Origin of the sequence: Kitasatospora sp. NPDC059973 (assembly GCF_042737525.1) — a bacterium.
In the GTDB taxonomy this organism is placed as follows: Bacteria; Actinomycetota; Actinomycetes; order Streptomycetales; family Streptomycetaceae; genus Kitasatospora.
Genome location: NZ_JBHWUI010000148.1, coordinates 1 through 16,867 on the forward strand (window position 1 = coordinate 1; position 16,867 = coordinate 16,867).

13 protein-coding genes and 1 pseudogene are annotated in these 16,867 nt (G+C 72.5%); 8 read left to right on the plus strand and 6 right to left on the minus strand.

The window, feature by feature from the left end; all coding sequences use genetic code 11:
• Positions 1 to 36 precede the first annotated feature (36 nt).
• From ACFWA9_RS30455 to ACFWA9_RS30465, 3 genes are all read right to left on the minus strand, one after another.
• The gene (locus ACFWA9_RS30455) at positions 37 to 1,722 is read right to left on the minus strand and encodes a methylmalonyl-CoA mutase family protein (RefSeq protein WP_329489648.1); all 1,686 of its coding nucleotides are present in this window, start codon (positions 1,720 to 1,722) and stop codon (positions 37 to 39) included.
• A 254-nt stretch (positions 1,723 to 1,976) separates the two neighbouring features.
• Positions 1,977 to 2,318, minus strand: a complete 342-nt coding sequence (locus tag ACFWA9_RS30460; RefSeq protein ID WP_329489647.1) for a DUF3817 domain-containing protein — start codon at positions 2,316 to 2,318, stop codon at positions 1,977 to 1,979.
• 101 nt (positions 2,319 to 2,419) lie between these two features.
• Positions 2,420 to 2,947: a MarR family transcriptional regulator gene (locus tag ACFWA9_RS30465; RefSeq protein ID WP_329489646.1), complete on the minus strand. Its 528-nt coding sequence runs from the start codon at positions 2,945 to 2,947 to the stop codon at positions 2,420 to 2,422.
• A 499-nt stretch (positions 2,948 to 3,446) separates the two neighbouring features.
• Here ACFWA9_RS30465 and ACFWA9_RS30470 point away from each other — a divergent pair, with 499 nt between their 5' ends.
• Together ACFWA9_RS30470 and ACFWA9_RS30475 are read left to right on the plus strand one after the other, a co-directional pair.
• Positions 3,447 to 5,087 (plus strand): M4 family metallopeptidase, encoded by a 1,641-nt coding sequence (locus ACFWA9_RS30470; protein WP_352289420.1) that lies wholly within the window; start codon positions 3,447 to 3,449, stop codon positions 5,085 to 5,087.
• Between the two features lie 442 nt (positions 5,088 to 5,529).
• Complete coding sequence (locus ACFWA9_RS30475; protein ID WP_352289417.1) at positions 5,530 to 7,143, plus strand: M4 family metallopeptidase; 1,614 nt, start codon at positions 5,530 to 5,532, stop codon at positions 7,141 to 7,143.
• Positions 7,144 to 7,247: 104 nt separating this feature from the next.
• Here the strand turns inward: ACFWA9_RS30475 and ACFWA9_RS30480 are convergent, their stop codons facing one another.
• Positions 7,248 to 7,580 (minus strand): DUF3817 domain-containing protein, encoded by a 333-nt coding sequence (locus tag ACFWA9_RS30480; RefSeq protein ID WP_352289415.1) that lies wholly within the window; start codon positions 7,578 to 7,580, stop codon positions 7,248 to 7,250.
• A 242-nt stretch (positions 7,581 to 7,822) separates the two neighbouring features.
• Here ACFWA9_RS30480 and ACFWA9_RS30485 point away from each other — a divergent pair, with 242 nt between their 5' ends.
• The 4 genes from ACFWA9_RS30485 to ACFWA9_RS30500 all read left to right on the plus strand — a co-directional run bounded on the left by ACFWA9_RS30485 (position 7,823) and on the right by ACFWA9_RS30500 (position 10,730).
• Entirely contained in the window at positions 7,823 to 8,461 is a 639-nt protein-coding gene (locus tag ACFWA9_RS30485; protein WP_329489642.1) for an AIM24 family protein, read from the plus strand.
• Positions 8,461 to 9,111 carry an AIM24 family protein gene (locus ACFWA9_RS30490; protein WP_329489641.1) on the plus strand — a complete coding sequence of 217 codons (651 nt, stop codon included), beginning with the start codon at positions 8,461 to 8,463 and terminating at the stop codon, positions 9,109 to 9,111. Before ACFWA9_RS30485 ends, ACFWA9_RS30490 begins: the two co-directional genes overlap by 1 nt.
• Before the next feature lie 254 nt (positions 9,112 to 9,365).
• Positions 9,366 to 10,175 (plus strand): AIM24 family protein, encoded by an 810-nt coding sequence (locus ACFWA9_RS30495; protein ID WP_329492249.1) that lies wholly within the window; start codon positions 9,366 to 9,368, stop codon positions 10,173 to 10,175.
• Between the two features lie 39 nt (positions 10,176 to 10,214).
• The gene (locus tag ACFWA9_RS30500) at positions 10,215 to 10,730 is read left to right on the plus strand and encodes a MarR family transcriptional regulator (protein ID WP_329489640.1); all 516 of its coding nucleotides are present in this window, start codon (positions 10,215 to 10,217) and stop codon (positions 10,728 to 10,730) included.
• A gap of 300 nt (positions 10,731 to 11,030) precedes the next feature.
• Here the strand turns inward: ACFWA9_RS30500 and meaB are convergent, their stop codons facing one another.
• Together meaB and ACFWA9_RS30510 are read right to left on the minus strand one after the other, a co-directional pair.
• The gene (gene meaB / locus ACFWA9_RS30505) at positions 11,031 to 11,987 is read right to left on the minus strand and encodes a methylmalonyl Co-A mutase-associated GTPase MeaB (protein ID WP_352289412.1); all 957 of its coding nucleotides are present in this window, start codon (positions 11,985 to 11,987) and stop codon (positions 11,031 to 11,033) included.
• 71 nt (positions 11,988 to 12,058) lie between these two features.
• Entirely contained in the window at positions 12,059 to 13,267 is a 1,209-nt protein-coding gene (locus ACFWA9_RS30510; RefSeq protein WP_380391284.1) for an acetyl-CoA C-acetyltransferase, read from the minus strand.
• Positions 13,268 to 13,512: 245 nt separating this feature from the next.
• Here ACFWA9_RS30510 and mce point away from each other — a divergent pair, with 245 nt between their 5' ends.
• Positions 13,513 to 13,956 carry a methylmalonyl-CoA epimerase gene (mce, locus tag ACFWA9_RS30515; protein ID WP_329489637.1) on the plus strand — a complete coding sequence of 148 codons (444 nt, stop codon included), beginning with the start codon at positions 13,513 to 13,515 and terminating at the stop codon, positions 13,954 to 13,956.
• 526 nt (positions 13,957 to 14,482) lie between these two features.
• Positions 14,483 to 16,867: pseudogene (locus tag ACFWA9_RS30520) on the plus strand (hypothetical protein); the annotation flags it as partial.

A 16,867-nucleotide genomic window follows, 5' to 3' on the forward strand; every position in this document is an offset into this window, starting at 1 on the left:
GGGCGGTTCTCGGCGTCCAGGGGGCTGCCCCGTTCGTCAGAAGGAGGCGGTCTCCCGGTAGATGCCCCACTCGTCGCGCAGCGCGTTGCAGATCTCGCCCAGGGTCGCCTCGGCCCGGACGGCGTCCAGCATCGGCGGGATCATCGACGCGCCCGAGCGGGCCGCCGCCAGCATCGCGTCCAGCCCGGCCCGCACCGCCGCCTCGTCCCGGCCGGCCTTGCGCGCGGCCAGCACGCGCACCTGCTCGCGCTCGACCTCGTGGCTGACCCGGAGGATCTCCAGCTCGGGGGTGACGCTGCGCGGGTGGCAGTTGACGCCGACGACCCGCTTCTCGCCCTTCTCGACGCCCTGCTGGTACTGGAAGGCCGCCTCGGCGATCTCGCCGGTGAAGAAGCCGTCCTCGATCCCGCGCAGGATGCCGGAGGTGATCGGGCCGATCTCGTGGTCCTCGCGGCCCTTGTCCAGGATCCGCTGGAAGATCGCCTCGGCCTGCTCCTCGATCCGGTCGGTGAGCGCCTCGACGTACCAGGAACCGCCCAGCGGGTCGGCCACGTTGGTGATGCCGGTCTCCTCCATCAGCACCTGCTGGGTGCGCAGGGCGATCTCGGCGGCCTGCTCCGAGGGCAGCGCCAGCGTCTCGTCCAGCGCGTTGGTGTGCAGCGAGTTGGTGCCGCCGAGCACCGCCGAGAGGGCCTCGACCGCGGTGCGGACCACGTTGTTGTACGGCTGCTGGGCGGTCAGCGAGACCCCGGCGGTCTGGGTGTGGAAGCGCAGCCACTGCGCCTTGTCCGTCCGGGCGCCGAAGCGGTCGCGCATCCAGCGGGCCCAGATCCGGCGCGCGGCGCGGAACTTGGCGATCTCCTCGAAGAAGTCGAGGTGCGCGTCGAAGAAGAAGGAGAGGCCGGGCGCGAAGACGTCCACGTCCAGGCCCCTGGAGAGGCCGAGTTCGACGTAGGCGAAGCCGTCCGCCAGCGTGTACGCCAGCTCCTGCGCGGCCGTCGAGCCGGCCTCGCGGATGTGGTAGCCGGAGACCGAGAGCGGCTTGTACGCCGGGATGCCCTCGGCGCAGTAGGCCATCAGGTCGCCGATCAGGCGCAGGTGCGGCTCGGGCGCGAAGAGCCACTCCTTCTGCGCGATGTACTCCTTGAAGATGTCCGTCTGCAGGGTGCCGTTGAGCACCGCCGGGTCGACGCCCTGGCGCTCGGCGGCGACCAGGTACATGCAGAAGACCGGGACGGCCGGGCCGCTGATGGTCATCGAGGTGGTGACGTCGCCGAGCGGGATCCCCTTGAAGAGGACCTCCATGTCGGCGGCCGAGTCGATCGCCACGCCGCAGTGGCCGACCTCGCCGAGCGACTTGGGGTCGTCCGAGTCGTACCCCATCAGGGTGGGCATGTCGAAGGCGACCGAGAGGCCGCCGCCGCCCGAGTCCAGGATCATCCGGTAGCGCTCGTTGGTCTGCTCGGCGTTGCCGAAGCCGGCGAACTGGCGGATGGTCCACGTCCGCCCCCGGTAGCCGGTGGCGTGCAGCCCCCGGGTGTACGGGTACTCGCCGGGCCAGCCGATCCGCTCGAAGCCCTCGACCGGCTGGCCCGCGGGCGGGCCGTAGACCGGCTCGACCTCGTCACCGGAGAGGGTGGTGAAGTCCGCGTCCCGCTTGCGGGAGCTGTCGTACCGCTGCTGCCAGCGCTGCCGTCCGCGCTCGATCTCCTCGGCGTCCATGACCCCGAACTCCGCTCCGTACGGCCGCCACGGCACGTGGACGGCACAACTGTTAGGACGTCCTATCAATTTACTCGGACGTCCTAGTAATTGTCGATGGAGCCGGGGCCCGGCCGGGGGCGAACGCGCCGGAAAACGCCGAAAAGGGCCGGTTCGGGCACGAGAAGGGCCGGTTCGCGGCCCCGGAAAGCGAAGGGCGCCCCTCCCCGGTGCGGGGAGGGGCGCCCTCGAAGGCGCGGTGGACGGCGCGTGGCTCAGACGCCGGCGGCCTGCCGGGCGGCGCCGGCGGCGGGGAGCCGCTCGCCGGCCTCGCGGACCACCCGGCGCTCGGCGACGAAGGAGGCGAACGGGATGCAGCCGGCGGCCAGGGTGAGGAGCATCCGGCCCAGCGGCCACTTGAGCTTCTGGCCGAGCAGGAAGGTCACCACGAAGTACCCGACGTAGAGGTAGCCGTGCAGCATCGCGACGTAGGTGGTCAGGTCCTCGGCCGTGTCGAAGCCGTACTTCGCGACCATGAAGCCGCAGAACACGAGCAGGGCCACACCGGTCGCAATGGCCAGGGCCCGGTACCAGCCCAGCAGGGGGTTCGCCTTCATACTCTTCATCGCCTCGCTCGCCGGAATGGGCCGGTACGCCCGGATCCGCGCACCGCTCCCCACGAGGGTAGCCGCCGCTTACGGGTGGGCCGTGCAGCGCCCTACTCCGCGGGCTCCGCGCCCGGCTCGGTGAAGTCCCCGGCGGCCACCCGCAGCGGCCTCAGCAGGTCGAACACCTGACGGCACTGGTCGGGGCCGTACTCCTCCAGGCCGAACTCCATCGCCATCAGCTCCCGGGTGGCCTCCTCCACGACCTCGCGGCCGCGGGCGGTGATCGCCGCGAGCACCCCGCGGCCGTCCAGCGGGTTGGGCCGGCGGCCGACCAGACCGGCCCGCTCCAGGCGGTCGACGGTGTTGGTCACGCTGGTCGGGTGGACCATCAGCCGCTCGCCGATCTTGGACAGCGAGAGCTCGCCGGTCCGGCTGAAGGTGAGCAGCACCAGCGCCTCGTACCGGGCGAACGTCAGCCCGTACGGCTTGAGCACGGCGTCCACCCGCGCGAGCAGGATCTGGTGGGCGCGCATGATCGAGGTGATCGCCGCCATCGAGGGGACTCCGCCCCAGCGGCGGGTCCAGAGCTCGTCGGCGCGGGCGATCGGGTCGAAGTCGAGTGCGAGGGGCTTGGCCACGCCCCTTACCGTACCGGCGGGCGGCCGGGGTGCTACCAGGCGTCCTGATGGTGGACAAGCGCGACACGTGGCGGGATCACGCCAGTGGGACGCACAGGTCCGTACCAGCACATTGCGGGGGTGTGAACCACCGCCAATCGCCCGCCGCCGGCCGCCCGTTGGCCGCCGATCCGGCGCTCGGCCCGTACTCAGGCCTCGGTTCGGGCGGTAACCCGCTGCAAGGCGGGGTGGTTCGACCGGATTTGTCGCCCCGTTTACCTTCCGCCGGGCTGGCGAGACCTGGCCAATCGATGAACCAGACCTGTCATTTCACTTGTTGGATTGTCATGCTTTCGCCCAGCCCCGTTCGGCAGCCACCGCCCCACTCACCGGTGGCACCGCCGCCCGACCGCACGGAGCAGTAGCACGTCAGCGCCCGTCCCGCCCCTCAGGTGCCAACCCCGGCACCCCGGGACGCGGCGCAACCGCACATCCGCGGTTTCCCTGGAAGGACCTGTACGTGAAGCGAAAGCTCGCAGCCGGCGCCGTACTCTCCGCCACCGCCCTCCTCACCGGCGTCATCCAGGTGGGCACCACCGCCGCCCAGGCCGCCCCGACCCCCGCCGCGCAGGCGCAGGCCGCGCAGCAGCGCGAGGCGGCGATCGCCCTGGCGAGCGGTCAGACCGGCCCGCTGGCGCAGGCCCTGGCCCTGGGCGGCCAGGAGCAACTGGTCGCCAAGGACGCCGTGGTGGACGCCGACGGCACCCGCCACCTCCGCTTCGAGCGCACCTTCGCCGGCCTGCCCGTCCTCGGCGGCGACCTGGTGGTCCACGAGGCCGCGAACGGCGCGGTCGAGGCCGTGGACAAAGCCGTCGCCGCGACCATCGACCTGCCGAGCCTCACCCCGCGGATCCCGGCCGACAAGGCCGCCGCGCAGGCCTCCGGCGCGGTCCAGTCGACCGTCGGCATCGCCGCCGACAAGGACGAGTCGCCGCTGCGGGAGGTGCGCCAGGCCGGCGCCGCCAAGCTCGTGGTCTGGGCCGCCGACGGCAACCCGCGACTCGCGTACCAGACGGTCGTCCAGGGCCTGCGCGCCGACTCCACCCCGAGCAGCCAGCTGCTGGTCACCGACGCGGCCACCGGCGAGGTGCTCTCCACCCACGAGCAGGTGCAGACCGCGACCGGCACCGGCAAGGGCGTCTTCGTCGGCAGCGTCCCGCTGACCACCACCCAGAGCGGCTCGACCTACCAGCTCAAGGACGCCTCCCGCGGCAACCAGTCCACCAGCGACCTCAAGGGCCGCACCTCCGGCTCGGGCACGCTGTACACCGACGCGGACAACGCCTGGGGCACCGGCCTCGCCTCCAACACCCAGTCGGCGGCGGTGGACGCGCAGTTCGGCGCGGCGGCCACCTGGGACTTCTACAAGAACGCGTTCGGCCGCAACGGCATCAAGAACAACGGCGTCGGCGCCACCAGCCGGGTCCACTACGGCAAGAACTACGTCAACGCGTTCTGGGACGACTCCTGCTTCTGCATGACGTACGGCGACGGTGACGCCAACACCCACCCGCTGACCGAGATCGACGTGGCCGGCCACGAGATGACGCACGGCGTCACCTCCGCCACCGCGGGCCTCAACTACTCGGGCGAGTCCGGCGGCCTCAACGAGGCCACCTCGGACATCTTCGGCACCATGGTCGAGTTCTCCGCCAACCTCGCGACCGACAAGCCGGACTACCTGATCGGCGAGGAGATCGACATCAACGGCGACGGGACGCCGCTGCGCTACATGGACAAGCCCTCCAAGGACGGCGGCTCGGCCGACTCCTGGTCCTCCGGCGTGGGCAACCTGGACGTCCACTACTCCTCGGGCGTGGCCAACCACTTCTTCTACCTGCTGGCCGAGGGCAGCGGCGCCAAGACCATCAACGGCGTCAGCTACAACAGCCCCACCTCCAACGGCTCCACCGTCACCGGCATCGGCCGGGACAAGGCCGCCGCGATCTGGTACCGCGCGCTGACCGTCTACTTCACCTCCACCACCAACTACAAGGCCGCCCGCACCGCGACCCTGAAGGCGGCCGGTGACCTCTACGGCACCACCAGCACCCAGTACGCGGCGGTGGCCGCGGCCTGGAGCGGCGTCAACGTCAGCTGACGTCCGCTCGACAGCGCCCGGGGCCTCACTGGGAGGGGAGGCCCCGGGCGTTCGCGCGTCCGCGCCGGGCCGGGGAGGGCCGGAGCGGCGCCCGGCCCGGCGCCGTAGCAAGGGCCGCGGCGGGCGACAAGGGCGGCCGCTGGCGGGATCCCGCCAGCGGGACGAAGCACCCCGAACCGGTCACCCGGCACACCGGAACCACCCGTACCCGACGACTGGCGAGACCTGGCCAATCGCCGGCGGCGCCCTGTCCTTTCACGACCTGCGCTTGTCATGCTTCTGACCAAAGCCCCGTTCGACGGCTGTCGCCCCACCCACCGACCGGCCGTCGGAACCGCACGGGAGCAGCACGTCAGCGCCCTACCGCCCCACGGCGCCAACCCCGGCGCCCCGGTACGCGGCGTGACCGCGCACACGCGGTTTCGTGGAAGGAACCCCGTACGTGAAGCGAAAGCTGACAGCCGGAGCCGTACTCTCCGCCACCGCCCTGCTCGCCGGCGCCATCCAGGTCGCCGCCGCCCCCGCCCAGGCCGCCGCGCCCTCGGTGGTGCAGCAGCACGACGCGCTGATCTCGCTGGCCGGCAGCGAGGCCGCGCCGGTGGCGCAGGCGCTCGCCCTCGGCGGCCAGGAGCGGCTGGTCGCCAAGGACGCCGTGGTGGACGCCAACGGCACCCGCCACCTGCGCTATGAGCGGACCCTGGGCGGCCTGCCGGTCCTCGGCGGCGACCTGGTGGTGCACCAGAAGGCCAACGGCGCGATCACCTCGGTGGACCGGGCGTTCGGCGGGCAGCTCTCGCTGCCGAGCCTCACCCCGGCGCTCTCCGCCGACAAGGCCGGCGCCCAGGCGCTCGGCGCCGTCCGGGCCACCGTCGGCATCGCCGCGGACAAGGACGAGTCGGCGATCAGCCGGGTCGACGGCGCGGGCACGGCCACCCTGGTGGTCTGGGCCGCCGACGGCAACCCGCGACTGGCGTACCAGACCGTCGTCAAGGGCGAGCGGGCCGACGGCACGCCGAGCAGCCAGCGGCTGGTCACCGACGCGGCCACCGGCGAGGTGCTCTCCACGCACGAGGAGTTCCAGACCGCGAACGGCAGCGGCAAGGGCGTCTTCGTCGGCAGCGTCCCGCTGACCACCACCCAGAGCGGCTCGACCTACCAGCTCAAGGACGCCTCCCGCGGCAACCAGTGGACGGGCAACGCCGCCAGCGGGAACGCGCTCTACACCGACGCGGACAACGTCTGGGGCAACGGGCTCGCCTCCAACACCCAGTCCGCCGCGGTGGACGCCCAGTACGGCGCCGGCGCGACCTGGGACTACTACAAGAACACCTTCGGCCGCAGCGGCATCAAGAACAACGGCGTCGGCGCGAGCAGCCGGGTGCACTACGGCTCCAACTACGTCAACGCGTTCTGGAACGACTCCTGCTTCTGCATGACGTACGGCGACGGCTCGGGCAACACCCACCCGCTGACCGCCATCGACGTGGCCGGCCACGAGATGACCCACGGCGTCACCTCCGCCACCGCCGGGCTGGTCTACTCCGGCGAGTCCGGCGGCCTCAACGAGGCCACCTCGGACATCTTCGGCACCATGGTCGAGTGGTACGCCAACCTGCCCTCGGACGTGCCGGACTACCTGATCGGCGAGCGGCTCAACCTGAACGGCAACGGCACCCCGCTGCGCTACATGGACAAGCCCTCGAAGGACGGCGCGTCCAAGGACTCCTGGTACTCCGGGGTCGGCAACGTGGACGTCCACTACTCCTCCGGCGTGGCCAACCACTTCTTCTACCTGCTGGCCGAGGGCAGCGGCGCCAAGACCATCAACGGCGTCAGCTACAACAGCCCCACCTCCAACGGCTCCACCGTCACCGGCATCGGCCGGGACAAGGCCGCCGCGATCTGGTACCGCGCGCTGACCGTCTACTTCACCTCCACCACCAACTACAAGGCCGCCCGCACCGCGACCCTGAAGGCGGCCGGTGACCTCTACGGCACCACCAGCACCCAGTACGCGGCGGTGGCCGCGGCCTGGAGCGCGGTGAACGTCAACTAGTCACCACCGGAACCACACCTGGAAACGGCGACAGGCTGCCGGGGCCCACTGGGAGAGGAGGCCCCGGCAGCCTGTCGGCCTGCCCGCGGTCGTTCGGGCGGCGATCAGGCGGTGGCGGGCTCGCGGGCGGGTGCGAGCTCGCCGCGCTCCTCCTTGGCGAGGGTCCGCTCGGCGAAGAAGCCGCCGGTGGGCAGCACCGAGAGGACGAACAGCAGGATGCCGCGCTTGGCGTCCCACTTCTGCGCCTGCCAGGCCATGATCCAGAACACCACGTACAGGACGAACAGGATCCCGTGGACCATGCCCATCACCGGCACCGCGTCGAAGCTGGTGGTGCGCTTGAGCACCGAGCAGACCAGCAGCAGGAGGAACGAGAGGCCCTCGGGGCCGGAGACCAGACGCAGGCGGTGGACGGCACTGCTGTTCACGATGGGCACCTCAGTCAGGAGTCGAAGATCGCTTGTGAACCGGCTCACAAGCATCCCCGCCATTATCACCGAGCACATGTCCGACCCCGCTCCCGGGTTGCGGCGCCGGCGGGCCCGGGGTCCGGCGGCGGACACGCAGGGGGTACGGAGCCGGTACAGCCGGTGTCCGACGGGCCGGTTTTGTCGCAGACAGGTACCAGAACGACCCCGCCCCCTCCCCCCGAGCTGCCGGATCCCGCTACATTGCGGCGGTGGCACAGTTTCGACTCCAAGGGTCCAAGACGCTCGCCGTCGACATGACGGGCGATGGCGTGAAAGCCAGAAACGGCTCGATGGTCGCGTACACCGGCCAGATGAACTTCAAGAAGCTCAGCGGCGGCGGTGACGGGCTGCGCGGCGTCGTGACCCGACGGCTGACCGGTGAGCAGATGACGGTCATGGAGGTGAAGGGGCAGGGCACCTGCTACTTCGCCGACCGAGCCACCGAAATCAACCTGGTCCGGCTGAACGGCGAGACGCTCTACGTCGAGTCGGACAACCTCCTCTGCACCGAGGGCACGCTGAAGACCGGCACCAGCTTCACCGGGCTCAACGGCATCTCCTCCGGGAACGGCCTGTTCACCACCAAGGTGGAGGGCCACGGCTGGGCCGCGCTCACCTCCAAGGGGCCGGCGATCATCCTGCGGGTCTCCCAGGGCATGCCGCTGCGGGTGGACCCGGGGGCGTACGTCGCGCACACCGGCAACCTCAGCCGCAGCCTCAAGTCGGGCGCCGGCTGGTCGACCTTCATCGGCGAGGGCGGCGGCGAGGCGGTCCAGGTGGAGTTCTCCGGCGAGGGCCTGGTCTACGTTCAGCCGTCCGAGAAGATCACCATCGGGGGCGACGTCTGATGCCGTTCACCAGGATCAACAACAAGATGATCGAGGCCCGGGTCGTCCCCGGGCAGCGGATGTTCAGCCAGCGCGGCGCGATGCTCGCGTACACCGGCGAGGTCCGGTTCACGCCGAACCTCACCGGCGGCCAGGGCGGCGTCATGTCGATGATCGGCCGCCGGGTGGCCAACGAGGACACCCCGCTGATGACCGTCGAGGGCCAGGGCACCGTGATGTTCGGCCACGGCGGCCACCACGTGCACGTGATCGACCTGGCCGGCGACACCCTGTACGTCGAGGCGGACCGGCTGCTGGCCTTCGAGGGCTCCCTGCAGCAGTCCACGATGTTCATGGGGTCGCAGGGCGGCGTGATGGGCATGGTCCGCGGCCAGGTGACCGGGCAGGGCCTGTTCACCACCAAGCTGGACGGCCACGGCGCGGTGGCGGTGATGGCGCACGGCGGCGTCTTCGAACTGCCGATCACCCCGCACCAGCCGGTCCACGTCGACCCCCAGGCCTACGTCGCGCACCGCGGCCAGGTCCAGAACAAGCTGTCCACCGCGCTGGGGTGGCGCGACATGATCGGACGCGGCTCCGGCGAGGCCTTCCAGCTGGAGCTGTCCGGGAACGGCACGGTGTTCGTGCAGGCGAGCGAGGAGAAGCTCTGATGTCCTACCCGCCGCAGCCCCCCTACGGGCAGCCGCACGACCCGTACGGCCAGCCGCAGCCGTACGGCCAGCCGTCGCCGTACAACCAGCCCACCCAGCCCGGCTACCCGGCCGCCCCGCCGCCGCCCGGCTACGGCCCGCCGCCCGGGCAGGGCTACCCGCAGCAGGGCTACCCGCCGCCTCCGCAGCAGCAGGGTTACCCGCAGCAGCCGCAGCAGTACGCCCAGGAGCAGTACGGCGGCGCCCAGGCCCCGCTGCCGAAGGCACCGGACGGCTCCGGCCCGGTGGTGCACGACGTGCACAGCCTGCCGGCGAACGACAACGTCAACCCGTACGCCTTCTCGGTCGACCTGAACGGGTCGTACTTCCTGCAGAAGGGCAAGATGATCGCCTACTACGGCGACATCTCCTTCAAGGGCGTCGGCGCCGGGGCGATCGACCGGATGCTCGGCCAGCACTTCAACTCGCCGATGCACGCGGCGGACTGGGTGGTCGCCGAGGGCCGGGGCAAGCTGCTGCTGGCCGACCGCGCCTTCGACCTCAACTCCTACGACCTGGAGGAGGGGAACCTGACCGTCCGCTCGGGCAACCTCCTGGCGTACGAGCCCACGCTGCGCCTCAAGCAGTCGATCATCCCCGGGTTCCTCACGCTGATCGGCAGCGGCAAGTTCGTGGCCGCGTCCAACGGGCCGGTGCACTTCGTCGAGCCGCCGATCCGGGTGGACCCGCAGGCGCTGGTCGGCTGGGCGGACTGCCCGGCGCCGTGCCACCACTACGACCACGACTACATGCACGGGGTGATCGGCGGGATCCGCCGGCTGACCGGCCTGGGCGGGGCGTCCGGCGAGGAGCACCAGTTCGAGTTCATCGGCGCCGGTCAGGTGCTGCTGCAGTCGACCGAGGTGCTGATGGCCGACCGCAACGTCGGCCAGGTGCACGCCGAGGCGGGCGTGCCGATGGGCGGGGTGCCGTCGCAGCCCGCGGCCGCGGGCCACGGCGGGGGCAACCTCAACGTGCCCGGACTCGGTAACCTGGGCGACCTCGGGCGGCGCTTCGGTCTGTAAAGTCGTACAAGATTGAACTAAATGCGGTACGCTCGCACCATGGATACGCGCACGATCGACGCCGCCGATGTCCCCCCCTCGCAGCCGGAGGAGGGGACTCCGTGGCTCAGCGCCCGGGAGCAGCGGCTGTGGCGCGCCCACCTGGAGGTCTCCAAGCTGCTGGACTACCAGCTCAGCCGCGAACTCCAGCCGCACAACCTCGCGATCAACGACTACGAGATCCTGGTCGTGCTCTCCGAGGCACCCGAGCGGCGGATGCGGATGACCGACCTGGCCACCGCGACCCTGCAGTCCAAGAGCCGGCTCTCGCACCAGATCACGCGGATGGAGACGGCCGGGCTGGTCCTGCGGCAGGAGTGTCCGGGCGACCGGCGCGGCCTCTACGCCCACCTCACCGAGCAGGGCTGGGAGACCATGCAGAAGGTCGCCCCGGACCACGTGCGCAGCGTCCGGACGCACTTCATCGACCGCTTCAGCCCCGAGCAGCTGGACGCGATGTACCAGGCCCTGGCCCCGGTCGCCGAACACCTGCGGGACCTCCGCGGCCGGGCTTGATCTTCGCCCGCTCGCTGTACTTTCGCCCGCTCGCCTCCGGGGCGCTTCGACCCGGCGCCGACACTCGTCGCTCCAACGCCCTCGTACCTCGGTCGTCCTCGCTCCTCCCTTTCGGCACCGGCGCGCCCCTTCGGCTCGGGGCGGGTCGGGTGGGTGGCAGGACTACGGAAGGCCGGCACCGGCGCGCCCCTTCGGCTCGGGGCGGGTCGGGTGGGTGGCAGGGCGGGTTCGGAGTGGGCCGGTTGTGCCGGGGCCCGGTCGGCCGTCGGGTGCGGCGGGTGACCGGGCCCCTCGTCGTGTTCAGCCCTGGGTGAGTCCGGCGACCAGTTCGTCGGCGGCGCCGTACGGGTCCAGCTCGCCGGCCACCACCCGCTCGGCCAGGGTGGCCAGGTGGCGGTCGCCGTGCAGGTCGCCGATCCGGGAGCGCAGTGCGGCCAGCGCGATCGCCTCGATCTCGTCACCGGCCCGGCGGCGGCGGCGCACGGCCAGCTCGCCGTGCTCCTCCAGCCAGGCGCGGTGCTTCTCCAGCGCCTCGACCACCTCGTCGACGCCCTCGCCGCGGGCCGCCACGGTCTTCACGATCGGGGGCCGCCAGTCCCCCGGCTCGCGGGTCTCGCCGAGGCCGAGCATGTGGTTCAGCTCCCGGGCGGTCGCGTCCGCGCCGTCCCGGTCCGCCTTGTTCACCACGAAGACGTCGCCGATCTCCAGGATCCCGGCCTTGGCGGCCTGGATCCCGTCGCCCATCCCGGGGGCGAGCAGCACCACGGTGGTGTCCGCCTGGGCGGCGATCTCCACCTCGGACTGGCCGACGCCGACGGTCTCCACCAGGATCACGTCGCAGCCGGCCCCGTCCAGCACCCGCAGCGCCTGCGGGGCCGACCAGGAGAGGCCGCCGAGGTGGCCGCGGGTGGCCATCGAGCGGATGAACACCTCGGGGTCGGTGGCGTGGTCCTGCATCCGGACCCGGTCGCCGAGCAGCGCGCCGCCGGAGAACGGCGAGGACGGGTCCACCGCCAGCACCCCGACCCGCTTGCCGAGCCGCCGGTAGGCGGTGACCAGGGCGGAGGTCGAGGTGGACTTGCCCACGCCGGGCGAGCCGGTCAGCCCGACGGTGTAGGCCCGGCCGGTGTAGGGGGCCAGCGCCGCCATCGCCTCGCGCAGCTGCGGGGCGGCGTTCTCGACCAGCGAGATCAGCCGGGCCACCGCACGCGGCCGGCCCGCGCGGGCCTGCTCGACCAGGGTCGCGACATCGATCATCAGGAGCTCCTAGCGCCGAAGGGCCGCGGACCGCTGGTGGCGGTCCGCAGCCCCTGAGGTAAGTCGGATGATCAGGCCTTCGCGGCCTGCTCCTTCGGGACGCGGACGATCAGCGCGTCGCCCTGGCCGCCGCCGCCGCAGAGCGCGGCCGCGCCGATGCCGCCGCCGCGCCGCTGGAGCTCCAGCGCCAGGTGCAGCACCACGCGGGCACCGGACATGCCGATCGGGTGGCCGAGCGCGATCGCGCCGCCGTTGACGTTGACGATGTCGGAGGAGACGCCCAGGTCCTTGGTCGACTGGTGGGCGACGGCCGCGAACGCCTCGTTGATCTCGATCAGGTCGAGGTCGCCGACCTCCAGGCCCTCCTTGGCCAGCGCGTGCTTGATCGCGTTGGACGGCTGCGACTGCAGCGAGTTGTCCGGGCCCGCGACGTTGCCGTGCGCGCCGATCTCGGCGATCCAGCTCAGGCCCAGCTCCTCGGCCTTGGCCTTGCTCATCACGACCACCGCGGCGGCGCCGTCGGAGATCTGCGAGGAGGTGCCGGCGGTGATCGTGCCGTCCTTGGTGAAGGCCGGGCGCAGCTTGGCCAGGCCCTCGACGGTGGTGTCCGCCCGGATGCCCTCGTCCTGGCTGAAGACCACCGGCTCGCCCCTGCGCTGCGGGATCTCCACCGGGGCGATCTCGGCCTCGAAGACGCCGTTCTGCTGGGCCTTGGCGGCCCGCTGGTGGGACGCGGCGGCGATCTCGTCCTGGACGTCGCGCGGGATGCCCAGGCGGGTGTTGTGCTTCTCGGTGGACTCGCCCATCGGGATGTTCTCGTAGGCGTCCGTGAGGCCGTCGTGCGCCATCGCGTCCAGCAGCTCGATCGCGCCGTACTTGTAGCCCTCGCGGGACTTCGGCAGCAGGTGCGGGGCGTTGGTCATGGACTCCTGGCCGCCGGCCACCACGATGTCGAACTCGCCGGCCCGGATCAGCTGGTCGGCCAGCGCGATGGCGTCCAGGCCGGAGAGGCAGACCTTGTTGATGGTGAGCGCCGGGACGTTCATCGGGATGCCCGCCTTGACGGCGGCCTGGCGGGCCGGGATCTGGCCGGCGCCGGCCTGCAGCACCTGGCCCATGATCACGTACTGGACCTGGTCCCCCGCGACGCCGGCCCGCTCCAGGGCGGCCTTGATCGCGACGGCCCCGAGGTCGGCGCCGGAGAAGCCCTTGAGCGAACCGAGCAGGCGACCCATCGGGGTCCGCGCACCGGCAACGATCACAGAGGTGGTGTTGGTCATGGGACGAGCCCCTTCGCACGTCGTGGCCAGGTGAGGATTCCGCTCAATGTACTGACCTGCTACCCGTCCGTCACCGGACCGACGGTGTGATCGAGCGCACTGGCACGATCCAGTCAACACCGTGTCAACCCGGTCCGGGTGAACCCCGCCCGTGTGAGCAGGCTCGCACCCGGATCGCTGGCGCACCCCGCCCGCATGCGCTGCACTGTTGCCGTCCCGTAGCCCGCCCAGACCCGGAGGCCACCGTGCTCACCCGCATCGACCACATCGGCATCGCCTGCCGAGACCTCGACAAGACGGTCGAGTTCTACCGCGCCACCTACGGCTTCGAGGTGTTCCACAGCGAGGTCAACGAGGAGCAGGGGGTGCGCGAGGCCATGCTCAAGATCAACGACACCGGTGACGGCGGCGCCTCCTACCTGCAGCTGCTGGAGCCCACCCGGCCCGACTCCGCCGTCGGCAAGTGGATGGAGAAGAACGGCGAGGGCGTCCACCACATCGCGTTCGGCACCGCCGACGTGGACGGCGACTCCGAGTCCATCCGCGCCAAGGGCATCCGGGTCCTCTACGAGCAGCCCCGGATCGGCTCGATGGGCTCCCGGATCACCTTCCTGCACCCCAAGGACTGCGGCGGTGTGCTGACCGAGCTGGTCACCGCCGCCGAGCCCGGCGAGCACGACGAGCACTGACCCGCACCCGGGTGCCGTCGGGGTCCGACGGCACCCGCCGGGGGTCCGCCCAGGGCCCGCCGAGGGGCCCGCGGCCCTCATGACCCGTCAGTAATGTCGCCCGATGCCCGGAAAACCCCTACGCGGCCATTCCCCCGTGGGACGCTCCCACTACAATGCCCAGGTGCGCGAAGACTCCGGGGGACGGAGGCGACGGGCACGGCCGATGACAGGCCTGTCCGCCCAGCGGTGGACCGGCCCGTCGCAGGGGAGTCCATTACGCGGGCACGGCTGAACAGTCGCAGTTCGGATCTGTCACCATTCTCCACAAGGCAAGAGTTCGCCCAGGAGTCCACCCGGACGGGGGAACGCGGCACGACCGCGCTCCGACGCCCAGGACTTCGACAACCGCGGCGGACGCCCCCGACCAGAACAGGGGCCGTCCACCGGCTGCGGATGCAAGGACCAGTCGGACCGGGGCCCCGGACACGGGAGCCGGGGTGCGGCCGGGTCGAGGACGCGACCAGGAGATGGATGGGACCGCGGAGTGCGGGGCTACGACCGCTACGAGGTTGACGATCACCTCTCCCAGTTCGAGGCCGAGATGGATCGGACTCGCAAGGAGCGGGACAAGACCGTCGAGCATGCCGAGGACCTCGCCTACCAGGTGGAGGTGCTCCGGGCCAAGCTGCACGAGTCCCGTCGCATGCTCGCCCAGCCGCGTGCTTTCGACGCCGTCTCCGGCCAGGCCGAGCAGCTGCTCCGCACCGCCGAGATGCAGGCCCAGCAGCTGCGTGCCGACGCCGAGCGGCAGCTGCGCGACTCCCAGCAGGCCACCCAGCGCCTGATGGCCGAGGCCGCCGAGCGCACCGCCCGGCTGGAGGCCGAGCTGGCCGCCCGCCGCCGCCAGCTGGAGGACGAGCTCGCCGAGCTGCGGCGCAGCGCCGAACAGCACGTCAACGAGAACGTCAACTGGGCCGAGCAGACCCGGGCCGGCACCGAGCAGGAGGCCCAGCGCCTGCTCCAGGAGGCCCGCGCCGAGGCCGAGCGGATGATGGCCGCGGCCCGCGCCGAGGCCGCCGCGCTGTCCGACCACGCCCGCGCCCAGACCGCCGCCGACGTCGACGCCGCCCGCGGTGAGGCCCAGGCCGCCGCCGAGGCCGCCCTCCACCGCGCCCAGACCGACGCCGAGCGCCTGCTGCGCGCCGCCTCCGAGCAGGCCCAGCAGGCCGGCGCCCAGGCCGCCGCCGACGTGAACGCCGCCCGCGGCGAGGCCCAGCAGCAGCTGGCCGCCGCGCACGCCGCCGCCGAACAGCAGCTCGCCGCCGCGCAGGCCGAGATCGGCCGGCTCAAGGAGCACGCCAGCGCCGAGCAGGCCCGCGCCGAGGAGGCGCTCGCCCACGCCCAGGCCGAGATCGAGCGGCTGCGCGCCGAGGCGATCGCCGAGGCCGAGCGCACCCGTCGGGAGTCCGCCGAGCTGCGCGCCCAGGCCGAGGCCGCCGCCGAGCAGCTCCAGGCCGATGCCGAGGCCGCCGCCGTCCGCAAGGTCGCCGACGGCGAGGCCGCCAGCGAGCAGCGCTCGCAGACCGCCCGCGCCGAGGTCGCCCGGATGGTCGCCCAGGCGACCAAGCAGGCCGAGGCCATCCGGGCCGAGGCCGCCACCAAGCAGGCCGAGGCGGAGGCCGCCAGGGCGGCCGCCGCCGAGGAGAGCGAACGGCTGCGCGCCACCGCCGAGTCGGTCGCCGGCCAGCTGCGGTCCGAGGCCGAGGCCGCCATCGCGGAGCTGCGCTCGCAGGCCGAGCGCGACGTCGCCGAGCTGCGGGCCCAGGCCGAGGCCGCCGCCGAGCAGCTGCGCAGCGAGGCCGAGGAGGCCGGCCGGGCGGCCGGCGCCAAGGACGCCACCGTCCACCTCGCCAAGGCCGCCAAGACGGCCGAGGAGATGCTGGGCCGGGCCAACCAGGACGCCGAGACCGCCAGGGCCGAGGCCACCACGGAGGCCGAGCGGATCCGCGCCGAGGCCGCCGCCGAGGCGGAGCGGCTGCGCGAGCAGGCGCAGGCCGCCGTCGAGCAGGCCCAGAACGCCGCCCTGGACGACGCGGCCGGCATCCGCGAGCGGGTCCGGCAGATGCAGGACGAGGCCGCCCGGCTGCGGGCCGAGGCCGAGGAGCTGCGCGCCCAGGCCGCCGCCGAGGCCGACCGGGTCCGCGGCGAGGCCCGCCGGCAGGCCGTCGTGCAGATCGAGGAGTCGGCGAAGAACGCCGAGGAGCTGCTGACCAGGGCCAAGACGGACGCGGACGAGCTGCGCGCCGGCGCGGCCGCCGAGATCGAGCGGCTGCGCGAGCAGACCAAGCAGCAGGCCGCCGAGACCCAGGGCCGCGCCGAGCAGACCCTCGACCGGGCCCGCGCCGAGGCCGAGAAGATCGTCGCCGGTGCCGAGCAGCAGGGCCAGGACGCGCTCGCCGCGGCCAAGGCCGCGGCCGCCGAGAACCGCTCCGCCGCCGAGCGTGAGACCGCCGAACTGCGCCGCGAGGCAACGGAGTTCGACCAGCGGGTGCGGGCCGGGGCGAACGCCGACGCGCAGGCCGTCCGGGCCGACGCGCAGGCCGAGGCCACCGCCGTGCTGGACGCCGCGGTCGCCGACGCCGAGCGGCTGCGCGCCGAGGCCGACGCCGAACTGGCCCGGACCCGGGCCGAGGCCGACGCCGCCGCCGAGGCGCTGCGCGAGGAGAGCCGGCGCGAGCGCGAGGAGGCCGCCGCCGGTCTGCTCCGCGAGCGCGAGGAGACCGCCGAGCAGCTGGCCGCCGCCCGAACCGCCCGCGAGCAGGCCGAGACGGCCGCCGCCGAACTCACCGAGCGCACCGCCGCCGAGACCACCGCGCTCCGCGAAGCCGCCGAGGCCCACGCCGACCGGCTCCGCACCGAAGCCGAACAG